The organism is Sulfurimonas sp. CVO, assembly GCF_009883775.1.
GTDB lineage: Bacteria > Campylobacterota > Campylobacteria > Campylobacterales > Sulfurimonadaceae > Sulfurimonas > Sulfurimonas xiamenensis.
This window is the reverse complement of record NZ_CP033720.1, coordinates 258,458-278,967: the sequence shown is the minus strand read 5'-3', so window position 1 is coordinate 278,967 and position 20,510 is coordinate 258,458. Positions and strand designations below refer to the sequence as shown.

Genomic DNA, 20,510 nt, shown 5'->3' with positions numbered 1-20,510 from the left:
TAAGCTATTCTAATATAATCGCTGTACCAAAAGGAGTATACACCTCTTTTGGCACTATCCACTTTATCTCATAGTTTGGTTCATTATTTGGAAAAATTCCATCCAAATCCGTAAAATACAAAAGTAGTTTTACATCTTCTAGTTCATTCTCTATAAATTCAAAAACCGGCCTAAAATCTGTGCCGCCTCCGCCTTTTAAATTCAATTCCAAATTATCGCCACTGTAAAAAGTAGTATGTGAGTGAATCTTATTATCACAAACCAACAAATCTATCTGATAATTTGGAATTATATTCATCAAAAAGTTTAACTCATTTAAAAACTCATTTAAAAGCTTCTCATCAACCGATCCTGAACTGTCAACCGCTACAACGAGCTTAAATCTCTGACTAATGCATGAGGGCAAGTAGATACCAAGATGAAGAAATTTTTTGCTTGGAGGCAGAAGAGTATAGTCATCTTTATGAAATCTCTCAAGAGCAACTCTTAATTCATTACGCCAATCTATTTTACCCTCAGAGGCAATGGTAAAAAATCTTCTTATTCCAACAGGTATCTCCCCGCTTTTTGCCTCATCTTCAAGTTTTGCTTTTGCAAACTCTTCGAAGAGCTGTTCACTCAAAGTATCCGTCTTTTGCGGAGTGTTTTGTTCCCTCTGATTATTTTTCTTCTCATCTGTATCATCTGCTTCATACTCTAACTCATCTCGAAGGATATCCTCTTTTAGTTCTGCATAAATCTCCTCGGCATACATACCGCTAAATCTTTTTGAGTAGTGAGCTTCATCGGGACGCTCTAAGCCGTTTTCGACCAACATATCATTAATAGCATAATCTGTTGCCAACTGCCATAACCAACCACTTCTGCCGTTTTTTCTGGATTCATAGGCAAGTGAAGCATGCATTGCTCCATTTGCAAAAACAAATTCCATCTGGCTGCTTTCTAACCTTTCTAAAAAATCGCTGTTATACTCAAGCTTTATGCCGTTGCTTTTAAAGCTCTGTATATCATCATTTTGAACTAACTCGAGTTTTGCAGCAAGTGAACCGAAAAAAGGATAATTTACTAAAAGTTTAGATTTTGCTTGAGAAATTTTGTCTTGAATGTTTGACATAATAGGGAGGTCTCTTTTTCTATTTTTTACATCAAAGAGAGAATCCCTTTGATATAAAGATTACTTTTTAAGGCTCTTTTTAAGATCCCCTACAAACTCTGTAATATCATCATGAAGTGCTTGAAGATCTTCTTCATGTTCAACCTCATCAGCTAAGATTTGAGAAACAATATCATAAGTTACAATATCCTTATCTCTTGTTAAATCAACAATGCTCGAATATGTGTTAATTGCACACTGCTCACCTTTAATAGCATCTTGTAAAATAGCCACAACATCAAAATCTTTTGGCTCTTCATAACCGCAGTTTGTCTTTTTCATCCACTCTTTTGGATTAAGAAGCGGTGTTCCTCCAAGCTGAAGGATTCTATCTGCTACCATATTTGCATGTCTTAACTCATCTGCTGCGTGTTGGTCAAGCTCAGCTATGGCTGCATCTTTCATAATTCCTTTTACGACTTTACTCTCGATAAAGTATTGATAATATGCCAACCACTCATCTGCATACGCCTTATTTAACAGTTTTATTATTTCAGAAACCTCAATACCTTTTATAATTGAATTACCTACTCTAGCCATTACTAACTCCTTAAAAAATTTATTTATTACTCGCCTATGTTACAGTTAAATTTATTAATTTTGTTTTAAAAATCTAAGCTAAAAGATATGCAAACTTCTCAACCCACTCTTTAAAAACTTCTGAATGCTCCATTGTAATGCCGTTTCTTTGCAAATCTTGAACTATTATAACGGCAAACTCACTTTTTAATCCAAGAGTATACTTAAGTAAATTATCCAGTCTCTCATCACGGCTCTCTCTAAGATATGCACTTACCAAACCGGTACTTAATGCATATAAAACATCAACCTCATCACTGTATTCACCGCTTCCTGTTTTTAAAATAGTCTCTATATCAGGCAATCTCTTCATAACTTTTATAAATGCTAAAAAAGAGACGGCTACATCTCTGCCGACTGCGCCGCTAATAACATCTAAAAGTAATTCAGAAGATATTTTACTTTCAAGTATGCTATTTACATACTCCCAGCTTCTAGGCGTTGCAAAACTTTTCATATCGCTTTTTGCATCAAATGTGAACAAATGTTCATTTTTATAAGAGATGTAAGATATCACCCTTTCATCTACGCCTCTTTTATAGGCCCATAACCGCCAGTCTTCAACATCTACACTCATCTCAAAATGGACAAATCTGTTTGCAAGCGGACTTGGCATACGATATGTTACACCTCTATCCCCTTCTCGATTGCCTGCAGCTACTATTGCCCAGCCGTCAGGGAGTTCATACTCACCTACTTTTCTATCTAGTATAAGCTGATATGCGGAAGCCTGAACACTGGGAGCAGCAGAGTTTAGTTCATCTAAAAATAAAATTCCCTCTCCCTCTTTTGGCAGAAAAGCGGGAGGCGCCCAAAGTGCGGTATGAGACTCTTTATCGTAAAAGGGAATACCCTTAAGATCTGTAGGGTCCATAAGAGCAAGTCTTAGATCAATAAAACCTATTCCTCTGCTTTGAGCTATCTGTTTGACTATGGATGACTTTCCTATTCCCGGCGCACCCCATAAAAATGTCGGTACTTTCTGCTCTACCAAAGAGTTTATTGCGGTTGTCAAACTTGTTGCTTTCATACTTCCCATCCTATGTTTTCTTGTTGTATATGTCTACCAAATGAGGGGTTCTGCATCACAAAACGAGTATATCTTGAATCTAAATGCAGCTGATATAAAATCTCTACAGGAGTATTTTCATTTTTTGCTATCTCTTGGCAATACTGGGCATTTTTATATGCCTCTTTTAGTATATGTACCGGAGTTGATCTATTTTGATACAGAGCTGATTTTATACTCTTATTTTCAATCTTTAAAAGTTGTTCTAAAATCTTTTCATCTATATTGTCATTGAGTGCCAAAGCATATAATATCTCTTCATCACCGTATCCCAGTAACTTCTCTTGCATCTGCAGAGTTAAACTCTCATTGAGTGCTAATCCGGCTCTATGCTCTTTAAGGAGTTCAAAAAGCTCATCTGTTAGTTTTATGTTTTTCGCCACATTTGTCCCTAGTTTTTCATTTTTTGAAAACTCTTCGATTATGCTTTGTTTTAAATTTTTATTTAAAGAGAGCGCTTGAAATACTTCAGGATTGCCGCTCTTGAAAAAAAACTCCTGCATCTCTTCATCACAACCAATATTCTTGGCAATCTCAAACTGAATTTTAGAATTATGTTTTATTGGTTCAAGCAGCGAAATAGCTCTTAAAAGCTGCGTGTCTGTTGTCTGAGAAACAAGATGCATAAAGCCCGTTGTCGCATACTGAACATTGTGGTTTCGCTCTATGTTTTTGTAAAAGCGCAAAATAATTGCCGCACTCACATCCCGGTTATCATCATTTTCAAAAAAATCTTCACCACCCCATGAGTACATCTTTAAAAGTTTAAAAAACAGCTCATCGTCTATCATAGGATTTTGTATAAAACTTTTAAGTCTCTCTTTATTGCGGCTTAATTTAAGACTCATTAAAAGAGTATTAGCATCTATGTGTTTTGCAAGCTCTTTTTCTAAAACATCAATAGAAACAAATTCAAGTTCTTTTGATTTTGCTTCATAAAGTATATCGCTTCTATTTTGCTCATATGGCGTCATCATTTTACCATCAACGACCAAAGCAACATTTTCATCAAACTCTGTTACCAATTTAATTTTATGAAATTTTAACTGCGACTCAAACTCATCCATGCTAAAAGCGCGGCTTTTGCCAAAAAGCAGTATTGATTTATTTTGTAATTTTTTTAAATTCATAAAAAAGATTATAGCATTGGTTGTACTCATTTGGTATAATACCGCGTCAAATTAAAGGATTTTTATGAAGAAATTATATGCACCATGGGAAAAAGCATTTGAAAAAGTAGCCACCCCTTTTGAGAGATTTTTACATGCTCAAACCACAACAGGTTTGATACTTGTCTTTACTACAATTATTGCTCTTGTCCTTGCCAATTCACCGCTGGCAGAACAATATTTACATATTTTTCATTCAAATATAGATATTTATATAAACAAACTGGGCATCTCCATGAGTATACATCACTGGATAAATGATGGACTTATGGCAATGTTTTTCTTTGTAATAGGTTTAGAGATAAAAAGAAATATTTTAGTGGGAGAACTCTCAGATATAAAAGTTGCTATGCTGCCGATTATTTCAGCCCTTGGCGGTATGATTATGCCTGCTCTTATATATTATAGCCTCAATTTTGATAGTGCAGGAGCTCATGGGTGGGGAATACCCATGGCAACAGATATCGCTTTTGCTATTAGTGCCTTGGTTCTTCTAAAAAACAGAGTTTCTACAGCTCTTGTAACCTTTTTGGTAGCTCTTGCAATTGTTGATGACCTTGGTGCAGTTGTTGTTATTGCACTCTTTTACACAGAACAAATTCATATGGTTTATCTTGGACTTGCTTTCGCATCGCTTTTTGTTATGATAATGTTTAACCGTTTTGGTATTCATGCGGTAATTCCATATTTTACAGTCGGTCTTATAATGTGGTTTTTTATGCTTGAGTCTGGAGTACATGCAACGATAGCTGGTGTTATTGCTGCTATGGCAATTCCTTCAAGACCAAAATATGCTCCAGTTAATTTTGCAACCCACATCAAAAATCAAGTTGATGAGTATAACAGCTATCCTCTTCAAGAAGATTATAGACTACATGAAAATCAAAAAGCAATCCTTGACAACATAAAAAAGAGAATAACCGCATTAAGTTCACCGGCTTCAAGACTTGAAGAGTCAATGCATCTTCCTGTAAGTTTGATTGTTATTCCGCTTTTTGCACTTGCAAATGCCGGTGTTTCAATCGATTTTTCTTCAGCTGCCACTGAAATTGCAAATCCTGTATCTTTTGGAATAATTGCAGGTCTTGTTATAGGAAAAGTTTTAGGAATAGCCGGTTTCGCATTACTGAGCATAAAAATGGGCATTGCAAAACTTCCTCACAACAGCAATATAAGTCAGCTTTTTGGAGTTTCACTTCTTGGAGGTATCGGTTTTACTATGTCTATATTTATAGCTGAATTGGCATTTGTCGGAAATAGCGAGCTTATCTTTCAAGCAAAAATCGGAATATTAGCAGCTTCATTAACTGCCGGAATATTAGGATTTGTCTGGCTTAGATTTATAGCAAAAAAACCAGAGCCTCATCTTGTTTAATAGACATTACAATATGAGCCTGCTTAGTATATATAAAGATGTATCTATAAAAAAGATATCTCTACTTTTATTTTTATCTTTGTCTCTATTTGCAAATGACGGCGTGCATAAGTTTGCTTCAAGCAAAGAGTGCAAAGAGTGTCACCCTAAAATTTATAATGAATATTACGGTTCTATGCATGCAAATGCAACGCCGGATAAAGACCCGATTCATAAAGCTGTGTGGGATAAACATCCACATAAGAATAAACTTGAACAATACTCTTGCGGGAAATGCCACTCTCCGGCTGCTAACAATCTAGACAAGATGATAACAAAAGGGCAAAAAGCTCTGCCCGATACTCAGAATGAAACACATCAAGAAGCTATTAGCTGTGCATATTGTCATCGTATTCAAAGCATAGAGAAGCATAAACTAAACAATACAAATATAATAAGTAAAACTTCAAAAAAATATTACAGCTCCCAAAAAAGTTCTCTTGAGTCACCATATCACAAAACAATAACACAAAACAATCAACATTTTGCTGACGGAAATGTCTGCGTAGGATGCCATTCTCACAACCTTAACAAACATGGCTTAAATCTCTGCTCCACAAATATTAATGATGAGATGAGTCAGGCAAACTGTGTAAGTTGTCATATGCCAAAAGTAAATGGCAGCGTTTCATCCATCAATGAGACAAAAATGCACTCTTTTCACGGTTTTGCAGGAGCTCACTATAAATCAGAAATGCTTAGCAAATATGTTGATATCTCTATTCTTAAAAACATTGACCATTTTATAGTAAATATTGACAATCGCTCTTCTCATGCACTTCTTCTTCATCCTATGCGCTTAGCAGTTTTAAAAATAGCTGTTATTAGAGACGGCAAAACAGTAGAACTTGAAGAAGAGACTTTTGTAAGAGTTATAGGCAAAGACGGCAAACCTGCAATGCCGTGGCTAGCAGATACCACATTAGTAGACACCATGATTCAGGCAAATGAAAAAAGAGCAGTTAAAAGAGATTTTAAACTTCAAAAAGGTGATAGAGTTGATGTGACATTAGGCTGGTTTTTAGTACATCCAGAATCTCTTAAATCCCTTGGTCTTGAAAACCAAGAGGTTGCAAAAGAGTTTCACCTCTTTAAAAAAGAGAGTTTTAACTTTTAAAACCATAAAAAATTTTAATATTTTTTTATAATAGTTATCTTACATCCGTTAAATTCAAAATCAAGTTCATTAGAGGGCTCTTTGTAAAGCAAAGGGCTGTCTAAATCTATATATTTTATAACATCTCTATAGGCAAGAGCTAAATGCAGCGCCATATTTATAGAGTATGGTCCCTCAAGCATTGAACCGAGCATACATTTAACACCGCTCTGCCTTGCATACTCCAAAATCTCTATAGCTTTTGTAACCCCGCCGCACTTCATAAACTTTATGTTTATCATATCGGCACTCTTTGACTCTAAAACTTTTTTTGCATCTTCTAAAGTAAAAACCGCTTCATCTGCAAGTATAGGAATATGTGAAAGCTCCGTAATTTTTTTTAAACTCTCTAAATCACTTGCAATAACAGGCTGTTCTATAAGCTCTATTTTTAAATCAAGCATATTGTTTATAAACAATGTTGCCTTTTCAAGATTCCAAGCTTGATTTGCATCGACTAAAATCTCGACAGATGGAAGTTCTTTTGCTATTTTTCTTACGATATCTATAGCATGCAAAACATCACTTCCAACCTTTACTTTAAGCATCTCCATCTTATTGCTATACGCCTTTTTTGCATCACAAAGCATCTCTTCTGCACTATTGAGACTCACGGTTACATCTGTTTTTAAAAAAGTTAAATCTTTTGCAGCAAAGTACTCATACAGTGCTTTTTTCTGCTCCTGTGCCAAAAGATGCACAAATGCAATATCAAGAGAAGCCTTTGCGCTTGAACCAATTTCAGATATCGTATGAAGCTTATCTAAAGCTTCACTGCATGTAAGATGCAAAAACAGCTCTTTAACACTGCCGATGGAACCTAAAATAGTCTCTATGTCTTCGCCCGTTATCGCCTTTGTAGCAGGAGCTTCACCTATGCCGACATACCCGTTTTCATCTTCTACATAGACTCTTACAAACTCTACATCTGAAGTCTCCCGCAGAGCTGTTTTGAATGGAGTTTTTAGCGCAATCTTTTTTACTTCTGCACTTATTTTTGTTATTTTCATTTTGCAAGCTCCATTAAAATTTTTCCAATCAACAATCCGCCGAAAGTTCCGACAAGATACCCCATTACCGCCATAAGCACGCCTACGCCCACAAGCGCTTTATTGTAGGTCGCCGCAAGTATGGAAGCCGAAGCTACGCCGCCTATGTTTGATAGTGAGGCTATGGCAATGCTAAAGAGATCAAGCTTGAATATTTTTGCTCCCACTACCATGATGATGGCATGAATGAGCAATATACAAAACCCTGCAATGACCAGAGCGCCCACGCCGCTAAAGTTCTCAAACACCGCTTTTGAGCCTATAAGCGCTATTAGCATATAGAGCATCGAGGTTGCAACTTCGCTTGAGCCGTTTAGCTCTTTTAACTTTGTAAACGAACCTAGAACGCCAAGCAGAGTTGCAATCACAACAGTAGTTGTAGTATAGTTCAAAAGCACAAATCCGCTTGAGGCGATAAGATTCACCGCAAATGCGACGACAATAGACAAAAGTATCAAAAACCAGTATCTCTTTGCTCCGATGGTGCATGCGCACCCTATTTCACTCAGTTTTGCCATCTGTTCATGAGAAGAGGTAAAAGTGTTGAACATGTGGGCAAAAGGGGTCAAAAATAGCAGAAACATTATCCAAACGGTATAGTTCACGCTATCTACTATAAGTGCGTAACCAAATGCCTCTTGGCTTACGCCAAGAGCCGAGCCGACGGCTACCATATTTGCCACTCCGCCCATCCAGCTCCCACTCAGTGCTCCAAAAGCCGACGCCGTCTCTGCGTTAAAATCAAAAACAAAAGAGATAAGTATAAACCCAAAAGAGAGCGAAAAGAGCGCCAATATATACGCCACAAGAAGCGGTTTTCCTAGTTTAAAAAAGTCTCTTATATCCACCTGCAGAAGCATCAAAAAGAGCATAGCGGGGAGAAGATTCTGTTTTGTATTACTATATACCGCATCTATCGCTTCATTTTTATCAAACACTCCAAACGATGCAAACGACATGCTAAAGATATATATCAGAACAAAAGAGGGAACAAACCTAAAAAATTTTGAAGCGCTCTTTTGCTCAACAAACGCAATAACTGCGGCAAGAAGCGCCAAAGAAAAGAGGTAGAGAAGAGACGAACTAATCATCTATGCCCTTGCAAGGCACGCCTTTAAAACCACTTATATTTGTTCTAATAGCCTCCATAAATCGCACGGACGGGTCATCCTTAAATGTTCTGTAGCCGTCATCTACCTCAAGCCAAAGTGGTGTGCCTTCAAAGCATCTATACTCATAGTGCCCTATTACATACTCTATGGTTTCAAAGCGTTTTTTGAGCTCTTTTACAAGGAAGATATTTGCCCAAAGCTGTTCTTTTGTGAGGTTGTCCGCAGAGTTTGCTCCGCCGACATTCTCTATGCCGATGGAGTTGTAGTTCAGCCCTATAACATGACGCGCCATATAATCAAGCGGCATAAGCTGATGAATGGTTCCATCACGCTCTACCATAAAGTGAGCGGAGACATTAAGCGCTCCGCCGCTTGTTATATCTGGTCTGTTAGTTGGAAGCGTCTCAGATGTAAAACGGAAGAGTGAATCTGCAAAGTCATCTATTGCCGTATGATGAATTACTACAATTTTTGGAATAATTTTAATATCTTTTACATCTAAATTGTAGTGAAATTTGATGTATTTTTTTGTAAGTTCGACTCTTTCTTCTGTAAACTTTATCGGTGTCTGTTTTATTTCAAGTGCCATTAAAAATATAGGAATCATTATAATCAATAAAATTTTATACATAAAAAATGCCTTGAAAAAAAATTAAAAAGTAGTATATTATAATTAATAAGAAAAAAATAATAAAAGCAGAATCAAATCTAAAATATCTTTATCTTCAAAGTGAATATATGTTAAACTCTTTTTTTAAAAAAATAAAAACAAGAGAAAAAATTTGATAAAAAAATATATTATTTTAGATACAGAAACAACGGGAACTGGAGATTTCGACAGAATTATACAATTGGGATATATGGTTTTAGGTTCAAAAGAAATTGAAATTCATAATGAATTTTTCAGCTCTAATGTTCCGATTAATTTCGCCGCTATGGAAGTTCACGGAATCACTCCTGAGATGATTGAAGGCAAAACTGCATGTAAAGAGAGTATTTCATACAAAAGACTTTTAGAGCTCAACACCCCAGAAAATTATTTAATTATTCACAATGCTCCTTTTGATATAGGGATGCTTGAAAAAGAGGGTTTTAAAACTCAAATGAAAGTTATAGACACGCTAAGAGTCGCAAAACACATTTTTCCAGATGAAGAAGCCCATAGACTTCAATATTTTCGTTATAAAATGGAACTGTATAAAGAGGAACAAAAAGAAGCAGACACTTTGGGCATAAAGATAAAAGCTCACGATGCTATCGGCGATGTTTTAGTTTTAAAACTGTTTTTAAGTAAATTAAAAGAAATTATTTTAAATCAATTTCCAGGTGAAAATCCGGTTGAGAAAATGGTTGATTTAACTGCAACTCCTATTTTAATAAAATCATTTAATTTTGGAAAATATAAAGGCAAAACTCTTCAAGAAGTAGCATTAAGCGATGCGGGATATCTAAGATGGATGCTTACAAATATGGAAAATCTCGATGATGATATGCGTTATTCAATCAACACAATTTTGGGCATTTAAATAAGGCTAAAAACTATAAAGAGAACAAAAGAGATTGCTCCGCTGATTAATGCATAGGGCATCTGCGTACGCACATGTTCTATAACTTCACAATCACTTGCCATTGAAGATATGATTGTAGTATCTGAAATCGGCGAACAGTGATCACCAAAAATTCCACCTGATATTACGGCTCCGATACAAAGTGCAATATTTGCATCCATTGCCGCTGCCATAGGAACTGCTACCGGAATCATAATGCTGAATGTTCCCCAGCTTGTTCCGGTTGCAAAAGAGATAAGAGAACTTATTAAAAATATCACTCCTGCCAAAAGATAAATACTCAAATTTTCACTAGCCAATGAAGCCAAATAGTGCCCTGTTTTCAACTCTACAGTAATTTCACCTATTCCAAAAGCAAACAGAAGAATCAAAGCGATGGGCATTAATTTTATCGCCCCTTTTAAAGCTGTTGTACCCCATATTTTTATATTCATATTTTTTGTGCCGACATAATAAAAAAAGGTAAAAGCAAGAGTAGCAGCCATAGTGTAAAATATAGAAGATGAGCCGCTCCCTTTTAAAATATCGCCTTTGCCTGTTATATACAAAAAGATAAAAAGAAAAAATATCATCAATACAAGCGGTAAAAGCATATAAGACATACTTGCGCTGTTGCTACTTAGTACTTCTGTTTTTTTAGGAGTATACTTTGCATTTTTCATAGCGCCTATATCTATATTGAACCATATAGCTAAAAATGTGACAACAAGCGCTGTCATAGAGTAAAAATTGTATAAAATGGAGTTTATCAAAACATCCACCGCTTCACCGTTTATAATACCAAGCGATATCTGTGTAGCAATAAGTCCAAGCAAAAGCGCGCCCCAACCGTTTAAAACAATCAAAGAACAAACAGGAGCGGATGTTGAATCACACACAAAAGCCAATTTTGCACTCGGTATCTTGTATTTATGGCAAAGTGGTTTACCAACAGCTCCTGAAATAAGAGCTGTTATGGATGACTCGACAAAAATAATAATACCAACCACATAACTTAAAAGTAAAGCTGAACGCGGTGAATTTATTAATACAATTTTATGCAGCATAAAATCTACAAAGCCGTTAACTCCTCCGGATTTTTCAATCAATGCCATTATGCTTCCCACCAAAATTGCAAAAGCTAAGGTTTTCAATATCCAGTCTTGTGATAATAAAGATGTAAATAGTAAAAAAATAGATTCTATTGATAAAATAAAAGAAAAATCATGTAATATAAAAGTACCCAATACTATTCCGCCAAAAAGCGATAACATAACATTTCTAGTATAGAGCGCTAAAGCGATAGCAAATAGAGAAGGAAGAAGAGAGAGTGATAATATTTCTATGTTAGCCCAATCAAAATTCAATAGACAATAAAATCAGACCCGGTCTACCAAAAATTTCTTTGTATAATTCGCATTTTCTCTCTTTGACCTCTTTAAAACCAAGTTTTTTGTAGTACAGAAGAGTTTCTAATGAACCTATTTCAACTATTGTTTGTGCGATGCGATACCCTTTTAACCTTGCAGCAAGTAAACTTTTATGCATAAGTGCTTTTAAAATACCAACATCCATAAAACCTTCCAGCTCTTCCATATAGTCAAAAATCAATGTTCTAGTGTTTAGAGCAAATCCGCAAATATCCATCAAACCTAGATATTCACTATCTTCACCATCAATACCAATTTCACTAAGAGCTTCTAAAAAAACCTCTCTTGTTGCGATTCTTGGCTCATAAGTACAGAGAGAACCTACACTTTTGCCATCAATCTCTGCAATTAAAAAATTAGTAAAATGACAACCACTTTTTGCTGTAGTATTTACTAATTTTTCTAAATAATTTAAAACTTCTTCATCTTTTGTAGTTTTAAAAATCAGATCATAAATTCCGATTTTTTTATCAGCTCTAGTACTCTGCAAAATCATCTGTGCTAAAAAAGGTGCATCATCATTAGTAGCTTTTCTTATATTAATACTCATAAACTTTTTTCCATCTCTAAAAAATTAATCTGCTTCATATTTTAGTAATAGTAACATACTTTATGGTAAAAAGTTTCTTAATTATTATAATTTGTCAAATGTTTGTTTATGCCGGTGAACAGATAATTTTGGTTGTCGGTGATAACCATCATTCCAAAAAAGCTACACTAACCTGTTTTGAAGACGGCGTAGTGGTTTTTGACTCTTTTGAAGTTAATATTGGCAAGAATGGTTTAGGGTGGGGAGTTGAGAAAAAAGGATTGACTCAGGATGAAAAAGAGCCTCTAAAATATGAAGGCGATAAAAAAGCACCTATCGGAATATTTACTCTTGATTCAGTATTTGGCTATCAAAAAGATTTAAAAACGAAAATGCCTTATTTGCATGCGACCAAAGATTTAATCTGCGTTGATGATTCCGATTCAGAATTTTACAATCAAATCATTCAAAAACCAAAAACTAAACCAAAAAGTTATGAGGAGATGAGAAGAGATGACACTCAATATAAATTAGGGGTAGTTGTAGGATACAATAAGAAGCATATTAAAAATAGAGGTTCTTGTATATTTTTACATATTGAAAAATCAAAAGATGCACCCACTGCTGGATGCACATCTATGACTTTAGAGAATATTGAAAAAATAGTATCCTGGCTAGATAAAGATAAAAATCCTATTTTAATACAAATTACAAAGTCGCAATTAAATCAAGTATTAAAACTCTATCCAAATATTAGATTTTAATCCTCTTCTTTTGTCATATAATCTTTCGCTTTTATACCCATCAAAGAGAGACCTGTTCTTAGTGACAAGCCAACCAGCATTAAAAGTTTAAGAAGTTTTGCTTCATTTTCCGTTCCAATAATTCTGCAATCATAATAAAACTTATGCAATGATGCAGCAAGAGCTTTTAGATACTCAGGAAGTTTTTGAACCTGTCTCGAACTAAACGCGTCATCAATAATTTCCGGTAAAAGCAGCGCGTCAAACATTAAAATATCAGCAGCTTCGTCTAAATCTTTCAGACTTGCTGACATAATTTCATCTTCGCTAAAATTGCTTTTTGAAATAATAGTTTTTATTCTTGCATGCGCATACTGAATATAAAAAATCGGATTTGAACTGTCTTGTTTTTTAAACTCAGATAAATCAAACTCTAAAGCAGTATCACTTCTTTTAGAAGCAAAGATAAATCTAAGTGCATCCGCACCTATCTCTTCCACGATATCACTCATAAGTATAACATTACCCGCACGCTTGCTCATTTTGTACGGCTCACCGTCTTTTAGCAGACTTACCATCTGAGAAAGCTGCACTTCAAGTTTAGAGCTGTCGTAGCCTAAAAATTCAACAGCAGCTTTTACTCTTGCGATATATCCGTGATGATCAGCACCCCAAATATTTATATAGTGATCATATCCGCGTTCAAACTTCTGATTATGATAAACAATATCGCCTGCCAAATAAGTAGGACGACCATCTTCGCGAACAACTACTCTGTCAGCATCATCATCTTTTTGAGAAGAGGCTATAAAAACTTTATCATCTTTTTTATAGATGCCTTCGCCCATTTTTGCCATGACTCTGTCCCAATCATCATAAAGAGTTGATTCATAAACAAAAGTATCAAAAAAGATATTAGCATCAGCCAAATCATTTTTTATCAACTCCATAACACCGTCTTTTGCCCAAAGTGCAAGCTCTTTTTGGCGGGATTCATCATGAAAAATCTCATTGCCAAATACTTTCATTGCATCACGCGCCAAAGGAGCTAAATAATCACCCCTATAATAGCTCTCTGGATACTCTACACTCTCTTTAAGTATATTTTCACGCCCATAAAGCTGAATAGAAAGACCTAGCAAATCTATCTGATTTCCGGCATCATTTACATAATATTCAGCCGTTATATCATATCCCAGATGTTTAGCCAATCTATAAAGAGTGTCCCCATACACTGCACCTCTTGCATGCCCGATATGCAATGGTCCTGTTGGATTTGCGCTTACAAATTCTAAAAGAATTTTTTCTTTTTTATCCTGCTTTGCAAATTCTGATGGGTTTACGAGCGCCCATGAAGCATACTCGTTTAAAAAATTTTCACTAAGATGAAAATTGAGGTACCCCTTTATGGAGGCAACATTGCTGAATATATCAGATGCATCAAATGAGGCAGCTAACTCTTCAGCAATTTTCATAGGAGATTCTCGAAGCTCTTTTGCCATAGAAAAAGCTATAGGTGTAGCAAAATGACCAAAAGAGCGGTCACGAGGCTTCTCCAAAACAACTTCACGACCAAACTTTTCGCGCAAAAGCGCCGACACTCGTTGTTTCAAAAGTTACGCTTGTTCTGTAGTTTTTGGAGCTTCTTTTGAAGTAGTCTCTTTTTCAGATTCTACTTTTTTAGGACTCTCAGCTGATGCCGTTTTTATCTCTTCTTCATCATCATTCTTCATCTCAGCTTTAAAATTTTTAATCCCTTTACCAAGACCTTTTGCTAATTCAGGTATCTTTTTTGCTCCAAAGAGTAAAACCACAATTGCTAAGATTATTAACAGTTCTTGTCCACCAGGCATTCCCATATCTATTCCTTTTATAAAATTAAGTCCAAAATTATAACCAAATTTGCTGTAACTTCTCTTATCATCGCTATATTATTTTATTATTGTTATATATCTTCCCACTCTCTAACAAAATCATTTATCTCATTGCCAGGAATTTTTACTCTTGCTGCATTTGCAATAACTCTTAATGTATCGGCAGCTTCTTTAAAATTGTCATTTACAATCAAAAAGTCATACTCGCTTATTCTTTGTATTTCTCTTTTTGCCATATCTATACGACGCTCAATTACATCCTGCGAATCTGTTGAACGCGCTTCAAGACGCTTTTTTAACTCAGAAAGCGTCGGAGGAGAAATAAATACCGAAGTTGTTATATCGCCAAGTCTATTTATAATAGTTGCATTGCCCTGTACATCTATGTCAAATATTACCAGCTTTCCCTTTTTTAAAGCCTCTTTTACAGGCTTAATAGATGTTCCGTAATAGTTGCCATGCACAAAAGCATACTCTAAAAAAAGCTCCTCTTCTATATCTTTTGTAAACTCTTCTTCATCTACAAAATGGTAATGAATGCCATCGATCTCACCCTCTCTTATGGGGCGCGTTGTTGTAGATATAGAAAAATAACACTCACCTATATCATCTATTATCTCATTAAGCAAAGAGCTCTTTCCAGCTCCGCTTGGTCCTGATAAAACCAAAATTGCACCTGTTTTATGATTCACGACTTGTCACCTAATGTTATATTTATATTTATTTTCATCCCTTTTAGTGAAGCTGCTACATCTTCATTTGAAAGAGCCTTTAGTAATTTTTTAAGAGCCTTAACCCCGCTATTATTCATATCTTCTGAAAATTCTGAAATATTTTTATTAAATTTTGCATTTTTTTTATTATTGCCTGAAATAAATTTTAAATCTTTCTCTGCTAAAGAATCAAAATCCAGTAACAGGTAGTCATCTACCTCGCTATCTAACTCTTTCTGGCTTAACTCTTGCACTGCACTCTGTATTTGAGCTTCTAAATTTTCTTCATTATATTCTGTTTCAGTTTCATTTAGAAGATTTTGTATCTTTTGAACCTCATTTTTATCAAAAATACCCCCCGAGATCTCCTCAGAAAGCTCTAAATTTTCAAATTGATAAACTTCATCATTAAATTCATCATCAAAATTTTCTAAATCAGATTCTTCCTCATCATATTCAAAATCTAAATATTCATTTAAATTTTTTAAATCCTCTATCTCTTCAGCATCATCAATTTGATGATGCTTTTCACTCTCTATCTCTTTGGCTATAGACTTTAATGTATCTATTAGATCAATTGGCAAAAATGGTTTTTTTAAAGTCTTATCAAATCCTTCTACTGCTTTTGCCTCTTTTGAGTACATATATAATGATTTTGTAAATTCTATTTTATTGTTAATTTTTTCAATGTTTTCTTTACTGCATAAAGTATCATCAACTATCAAAAGATCGCAGCTTTCAAACTCTACTTCTTCTATATTATCTGTTTTTTTTAATTCATCTAAAGTTTTTTGAACTCCCAAAGTCACTAGCTTATCAACAACAGAATTATTGTTTAACAGTAATATTTTCATTAACATTCCCTTTGAAAGCTCTCTTAATATTATTGTATCAAAAATAAACTAAAAAACTTCTCTAAAGATTCCCAGCCATTTTGCCTTGAAAATTTTATTTAAAAATCAACTGAGTTGGACTAATTCTTTATTGATAAGTTTATAAACTTTATCACATCTATGGGCAATATCTTCATCATGAGTAACAAGAATCATGCCTGCATCATGTTTTTTTATATATTCAAAAAATATTTCCATTACTTCATTTGCTGTTATTTTATCTAAATTGCCAGTCGGCTCATCAACAAAAAGTATGCGAGGCTGCTTTGTCAAAACTCTTGCAATTGAAACTCTTTGCTGTTGACCGCCTGATAACTCAGTCACCTTTTGTTCTAGCGTTTTATCTATTTGTAATCTTTTTAAAAGCTCTTCATCTACACTCTGATTTGATAAAATTGCAGCAACTTCTAAATTTTCCAAAGAGGTAAAACCTTTAAAAAGATAGTGGGACTGAAAAACAAGTCCAAGGTCATCTCTTTTTATCTGTGATAATCTTTTTTTACTCATTTCAGAGATTTCTTCACCAAATAAAGAAACACTTCCTTGCTCAGGCTTTAAAAGTGTTGAGAGAATATTGAGCAGAGTTGATTTTCCGCTACCGCTTATGCCTATAATAGCGATAGATTCTCTCTCTTGCAGATCAAGTGATATGTGTGAGAAAAGTTCATAATCAAAACTGTGTGATAAATTTTTTGCAGATAGTAAATTCATAAAGCGATTATAGCCAATTTAATCACAAAATATCTTTTTGCACCCTTTTTTTGAGCGTGTGTCTAATCTTTTTGCATAAATTTTCTCAACCAATTTTTTTATAATATAAGCTGGATATCCGCTAAAATAAAATCCAAAAAGTTTGGCTACCGCATACCCTCTTCCAAGTGCGACTAAAATACCACGCGATTTTATATTATGCTCTATGAGTGGCTTGCTGTTTATTAAATTATCTATATTTTTTGCGCACAACTCTGCCATTTGTTCTGCTGTATCTGCCGTAGGCGCTACAATTTTATCTTTGTTATAAATTGTGGTGCAATCGCCGATAGCAAAAACATTAGCATAATTTTGTGTTTGGAGATATCTGTTAGTAGATATATACCCCGTCTCATTTTTATCTAAATGAAGTTTGTATACCAAAGCGTTTGGTTCGATACCGCCTGCAAATATTATAAAATCCATAGAAAGTACCTCTGTGGAACTTAGAGTTACACTCTCCTGTTTTACCTCTGACACCTTTGTCTGATTTTTTATAATCACTCCCAACTTTTTTAATCTTTTTTCTGTCTTATCAAAAAGTTTTTTATGAAGTCCAGGCAGTACATGCTCTCTTGAATTTATAAGAACTATATTTAGTTTTCTGCATATAAAATTATTTTTTCTATAAAAATCTCTAGAGAATGATGCCATCTGCGCTGCAATCTCTACGCCGCTAAGTCCTGCACCTGCTACAACGATATTTATCGGAGTACAACTGGTTCCGCTCTCTTGAACTTTTGTAAAGAGAGACATCTCAAACTTTTGTTTAAAAAACATAGCTTTATGAAGTGCTTTTACTCCATGAGCATATGTATCCAAGCCTTTAACACTAGATATAAACTTTGTGCGCGAGCCCACTGCAATAACAAGATAATCATATTCATGTCTTTGTAAAGAGGTTATTACTTTTTTATTTTTAAAATCTACACTGCCAACCTCTTGTTTTAAGAAGGTTACATTATCGTCAAAACCACTGCAAAAGGTAAAAAGATCAACTGTAACCTGTGCAAAATCTTCCTCATTTGCGATTAAGTCATAGACATCAGTCTGCATAAAATGATATGGATTTTTATCAAAAAGAATTATCTTGTTTTGAGAATTTTTCGCTAATTTTTCGACTATGCGTAGTCCGGCATATCCGCCACCTATCACAATGATTCTATTTTTACTCAAATTTCACCTTTAAGGTTTATCTGAAAAAATTATATCATTTTAATTTATTAATTATTATATTTGATTATTTTTTATAAGAAAGATTATGTGGTGTAGATGGGTAAGGAGAGATTCCTTAACCCATTTGAGCAGCAACTTCTGCAGCGAAGTCGTCAACTTTTTTCTCAATACCTTCACCAACTTCAAAACGAACAAAATCTACGATCTCAGCAGTCCCGCCAAGCTCTTTTGCAGCATCTTCAACAGCCTGTGCAACAGTTTTTTTATCGTCTAGAACATATGTTTGGTCAAGAAGTGCCAACTCTTTATCTAGAGTTGTATTGTCATCTATAAAACGAGCAAGTTGTCCAGGAACAATTTTGTCCCAGATAGCTTCAGGTTTTCCTTGCTCTTTTAGAGCAGCTTTAATGTCAGCTTCAGCCTTTGCCAAAACATCATCAGTAAGCTGCATCATAGAGATAAACTGAGGAATATTTTTTAGAGGTTTTTTCAAACGAGCCAACTCTTCATTCTCTTTTTTAAGAGCCTCAATTCTGCCCTTTGTTTCACTCTCAACATATTCAGAATCAAAATCTTTATATGAAAGAGTTTTAGGTTTCATTGCAGATGCGTGCATAGCAATATTTTTAAGCAGAGGTCTAATGCCTTCAGCTGTTTTTTTACTATCACATTTTGCTAAAACAATAACTGCAATACGGTTGTTTGAGTGGATATAGCCATTTAAAGCAACAGTCTCATCATCAGCTTTAAGAGTAGCAAAACGGCGGATATCTATCTTCTCACCAATTTTTGCAACACTCTCAGAGAAGTATGAACCAAAAGATGTTTCTTTTAAGTTCTCTACATCAGCAGGAGATGTAGAGTAGATCTCTTCAGTTGTTTTAAGAACTAAATTCTTAAAACCTTCGTTTTGAGCAACGAAGTCCGTCTCAGAGTTAATCTCAACGATAGTAGCTTGAGAGAAATCATCAGCAAGTTTAAAACCTACAAGACCTTCAGCAGCAACTCTATCTGCTTTTTTAGCTGCTTTTGCAATTCCTCTCTCTTTTAATAATTCAGTTGCTTTAGCCATATCACCATTTGCTTCAACTAAAACCTTTTTACAATCCATCATTGGCGCATCAGTTGCTTGACGCAACTCTTTTACCATTGCTGCTGTAACTTCCATAATTATGCTTCCTCTGTTGTAGTTTCTGCTGCTTCTGCAGTTTCTTTAGCTTTAGAATCAGCTTCTTGTACTTCTTGCTCAGCTTCATCACTGCCGCCGTCTCTTAATGCTTTACCTTCATTAATAGCTTCAGTCATTTCACGACAGAAAAGTTGAATAGAACGGATAGCATCATCATTACCAGGAATTGGGTAAGTGATTAGATCCGGATCACAGTTAGTATCAAGTGGAGCAACTACAGGGATACCTAAACATCTAGCTTCTAAAACAGCAATATGCTCTTTTACAGCATCTACAACAAAAAGCATATCAGGAAGTTTTTTCATATCACGGATACCACCGAAATAGACTTCTAATTTCTCTTTTTGACGCGTAAGCATTAACGCTTCTTTTTTAGTTAGAAGATTTATTTGACCGTTTTCTTGCATCTCTGTAATAATGTCAAGTTTACGGATAGATTTTTGAATAGTAGGGAAGTTTGTAAGCATACCGCCTAACCATCTGTTATCAACATATGGCATACCACAAGCGATTGCTGCATCTCTTACAGACTGACGAGCCTGTTTTTTAGTTCCAACGAAAAGAACAGTTTTACCTTCAGCTGCTGCATCAACAACGATTTGATATGTGTTACGGAAGTAACGAAGAGTTTTTTGTAAATCTATAATATAGATGTTTTTACGAACACCGAAGATATATTTTTTCATTTTCGGGTTCCAACGACGCGTTTGGTGTCCGAAGTGTACACCACACTCCAGTAAGTCTTTCATAGTTACCATTTAAGGTCCTTTAAGGGCATTTTTCAGCCAGAATTTTTCTTCTGTCAGTTAACTTTGGTAATATCGAACAATTCTACACCTAAAAAGGGAGTTGCACTGACTTATGATACATACCTGCTGAATATTTCTTTAAGAAAAGAAAATCCGCGAATTTTACCCAAAAAATATTTAAGTTAAGCTTTTTATAGTTTTAGATATTGATAGTAA

Annotated in this window: 21 protein-coding genes; 4 read left to right on the top strand and 17 right to left on the bottom strand. The window is 34.9% G+C overall.

Annotated features, from left to right (window positions below; genetic code table 11):
* Positions 1-4 precede the first annotated feature (4 nt).
* The 4 genes from CVO_RS01425 to CVO_RS01410 form a co-directional block, all read right to left on the bottom strand.
* Entirely contained in the window at positions 5-1,114 is a 1,110-nt protein-coding gene (locus tag CVO_RS01425) for a vWA domain-containing protein (protein ID WP_159569598.1), read from the bottom strand.
* 60 nt (positions 1,115-1,174) lie between these two features.
* Positions 1,175-1,693: a ferritin-like domain-containing protein gene (locus CVO_RS01420; protein WP_152299947.1), complete on the bottom strand. Its 519-nt coding sequence runs from the start codon at positions 1,691-1,693 to the stop codon at positions 1,175-1,177.
* Between the two features lie 73 nt (positions 1,694-1,766).
* Entirely contained in the window at positions 1,767-2,762 is a 996-nt protein-coding gene (locus tag CVO_RS01415; RefSeq protein ID WP_159569596.1) for an AAA family ATPase, read from the bottom strand.
* On the bottom strand, positions 2,759-3,931 hold the full coding sequence (locus CVO_RS01410) for a hypothetical protein (protein WP_159569594.1): 1,173 nt from the start codon (positions 3,929-3,931) through the stop codon (positions 2,759-2,761). Before CVO_RS01410 ends, CVO_RS01415 begins: the two co-directional genes overlap by 4 nt.
* Positions 3,932-3,995: 64 nt before the next feature.
* On the opposite strand from CVO_RS01410, the gene nhaA reads away from it, so the two are divergent.
* On the top strand, positions 3,996-5,345 hold the full coding sequence (nhaA, locus tag CVO_RS01405; RefSeq protein ID WP_152299949.1) for a Na+/H+ antiporter NhaA: 1,350 nt from the start codon (positions 3,996-3,998) through the stop codon (positions 5,343-5,345).
* Positions 5,346-5,358: 13 nt separating this feature from the next.
* Positions 5,359-6,501 (top strand): multiheme c-type cytochrome, encoded by a 1,143-nt coding sequence (locus tag CVO_RS01400; protein WP_241690983.1) that lies wholly within the window; start codon positions 5,359-5,361, stop codon positions 6,499-6,501.
* Positions 6,502-6,515: 14 nt separating this feature from the next.
* Here the strand turns inward: CVO_RS01400 and CVO_RS01395 are convergent, their stop codons facing one another.
* Genes CVO_RS01395 through CVO_RS01385 form a run of 3 tightly spaced genes read right to left on the bottom strand, consistent with a single transcriptional unit; the run spans position 6,516 to position 9,332 of the window.
* Positions 6,516-7,550: a dipeptide epimerase gene (locus CVO_RS01395; protein ID WP_159569592.1), complete on the bottom strand. Its 1,035-nt coding sequence runs from the start codon at positions 7,548-7,550 to the stop codon at positions 6,516-6,518.
* Entirely contained in the window at positions 7,547-8,680 is a 1,134-nt protein-coding gene (locus CVO_RS01390) for a DUF819 family protein (protein WP_159569590.1), read from the bottom strand. The genes CVO_RS01395 and CVO_RS01390 overlap by 4 nt, the downstream gene beginning before the upstream one ends.
* Positions 8,673-9,332, bottom strand: coding sequence for an N-acetylmuramoyl-L-alanine amidase (locus tag CVO_RS01385; RefSeq protein ID WP_159569588.1), 660 nt, complete (start codon positions 9,330-9,332; stop codon positions 8,673-8,675). Before CVO_RS01385 ends, CVO_RS01390 begins: the two co-directional genes overlap by 8 nt.
* Before the next feature lie 151 nt (positions 9,333-9,483).
* Here CVO_RS01385 and CVO_RS01380 point away from each other — a divergent pair, with 151 nt between their 5' ends.
* Positions 9,484-10,227, top strand: a complete 744-nt coding sequence (locus CVO_RS01380; RefSeq protein ID WP_152299953.1) for an exonuclease domain-containing protein — start codon at positions 9,484-9,486, stop codon at positions 10,225-10,227.
* On the opposite strand, the gene CVO_RS01375 is transcribed toward CVO_RS01380, so the two are convergent.
* On the bottom strand, positions 10,224-11,615 hold the full coding sequence (locus tag CVO_RS01375; RefSeq protein WP_241690982.1) for a Na+/H+ antiporter NhaC family protein: 1,392 nt from the start codon (positions 11,613-11,615) through the stop codon (positions 10,224-10,226). The genes CVO_RS01380 and CVO_RS01375 overlap by 4 nt on opposite strands.
* Positions 11,605-12,228 (bottom strand): GNAT family N-acetyltransferase, encoded by a 624-nt coding sequence (locus tag CVO_RS01370; protein ID WP_152299954.1) that lies wholly within the window; start codon positions 12,226-12,228, stop codon positions 11,605-11,607. Before CVO_RS01370 ends, CVO_RS01375 begins: the two co-directional genes overlap by 11 nt.
* Before the next feature lie 98 nt (positions 12,229-12,326).
* Between CVO_RS01370 and CVO_RS01365 the strand changes: the two genes are divergently transcribed.
* Positions 12,327-12,971, top strand: coding sequence for a L,D-transpeptidase family protein (locus CVO_RS01365; RefSeq protein ID WP_241690981.1), 645 nt, complete (start codon positions 12,327-12,329; stop codon positions 12,969-12,971).
* Here CVO_RS01365 and argS read toward each other — a convergent pair.
* The 8 genes from argS to rpsB all read right to left on the bottom strand — a co-directional run bounded on the left by argS (position 12,968) and on the right by rpsB (position 20,303).
* Positions 12,968-14,563 (bottom strand): arginine--tRNA ligase, encoded by a 1,596-nt coding sequence (gene argS / locus CVO_RS01360; protein WP_159569586.1) that lies wholly within the window; start codon positions 14,561-14,563, stop codon positions 12,968-12,970. The two genes, CVO_RS01365 and argS, sit on opposite strands and share 4 nt — an antisense overlap.
* Before the next feature lie 3 nt (positions 14,564-14,566).
* On the bottom strand, positions 14,567-14,809 hold the full coding sequence (locus tag CVO_RS01355; RefSeq protein ID WP_159569584.1) for a Sec-independent protein translocase subunit TatA/TatB: 243 nt from the start codon (positions 14,807-14,809) through the stop codon (positions 14,567-14,569).
* Positions 14,810-14,895: 86 nt separating this feature from the next.
* Complete coding sequence (gene gmk, locus CVO_RS01350) at positions 14,896-15,516, bottom strand: guanylate kinase (protein WP_152299958.1); 621 nt, start codon at positions 15,514-15,516, stop codon at positions 14,896-14,898.
* On the bottom strand, positions 15,513-16,391 hold the full coding sequence (locus CVO_RS01345) for a hypothetical protein (RefSeq protein WP_159569582.1): 879 nt from the start codon (positions 16,389-16,391) through the stop codon (positions 15,513-15,515). The genes gmk and CVO_RS01345 overlap by 4 nt, the downstream gene beginning before the upstream one ends.
* A gap of 105 nt (positions 16,392-16,496) precedes the next feature.
* A complete protein-coding gene (locus CVO_RS01340; RefSeq protein WP_152299960.1) occupies positions 16,497-17,141 on the bottom strand; it encodes an ABC transporter ATP-binding protein in 645 nt (214 codons plus the stop codon).
* A gap of 18 nt (positions 17,142-17,159) precedes the next feature.
* The gene (locus CVO_RS01335) at positions 17,160-18,356 is read right to left on the bottom strand and encodes an NAD(P)/FAD-dependent oxidoreductase (RefSeq protein ID WP_152299961.1); all 1,197 of its coding nucleotides are present in this window, start codon (positions 18,354-18,356) and stop codon (positions 17,160-17,162) included.
* Positions 18,357-18,471: 115 nt separating this feature from the next.
* Positions 18,472-19,524, bottom strand: coding sequence for a translation elongation factor Ts (tsf, locus tag CVO_RS01330; RefSeq protein WP_188093944.1), 1,053 nt, complete (start codon positions 19,522-19,524; stop codon positions 18,472-18,474).
* Positions 19,525-19,526: 2 nt separating this feature from the next.
* On the bottom strand, positions 19,527-20,303 hold the full coding sequence (gene rpsB, locus CVO_RS01325; protein ID WP_159569580.1) for a 30S ribosomal protein S2: 777 nt from the start codon (positions 20,301-20,303) through the stop codon (positions 19,527-19,529).
* Positions 20,304-20,510 lie beyond the last annotated feature (207 nt).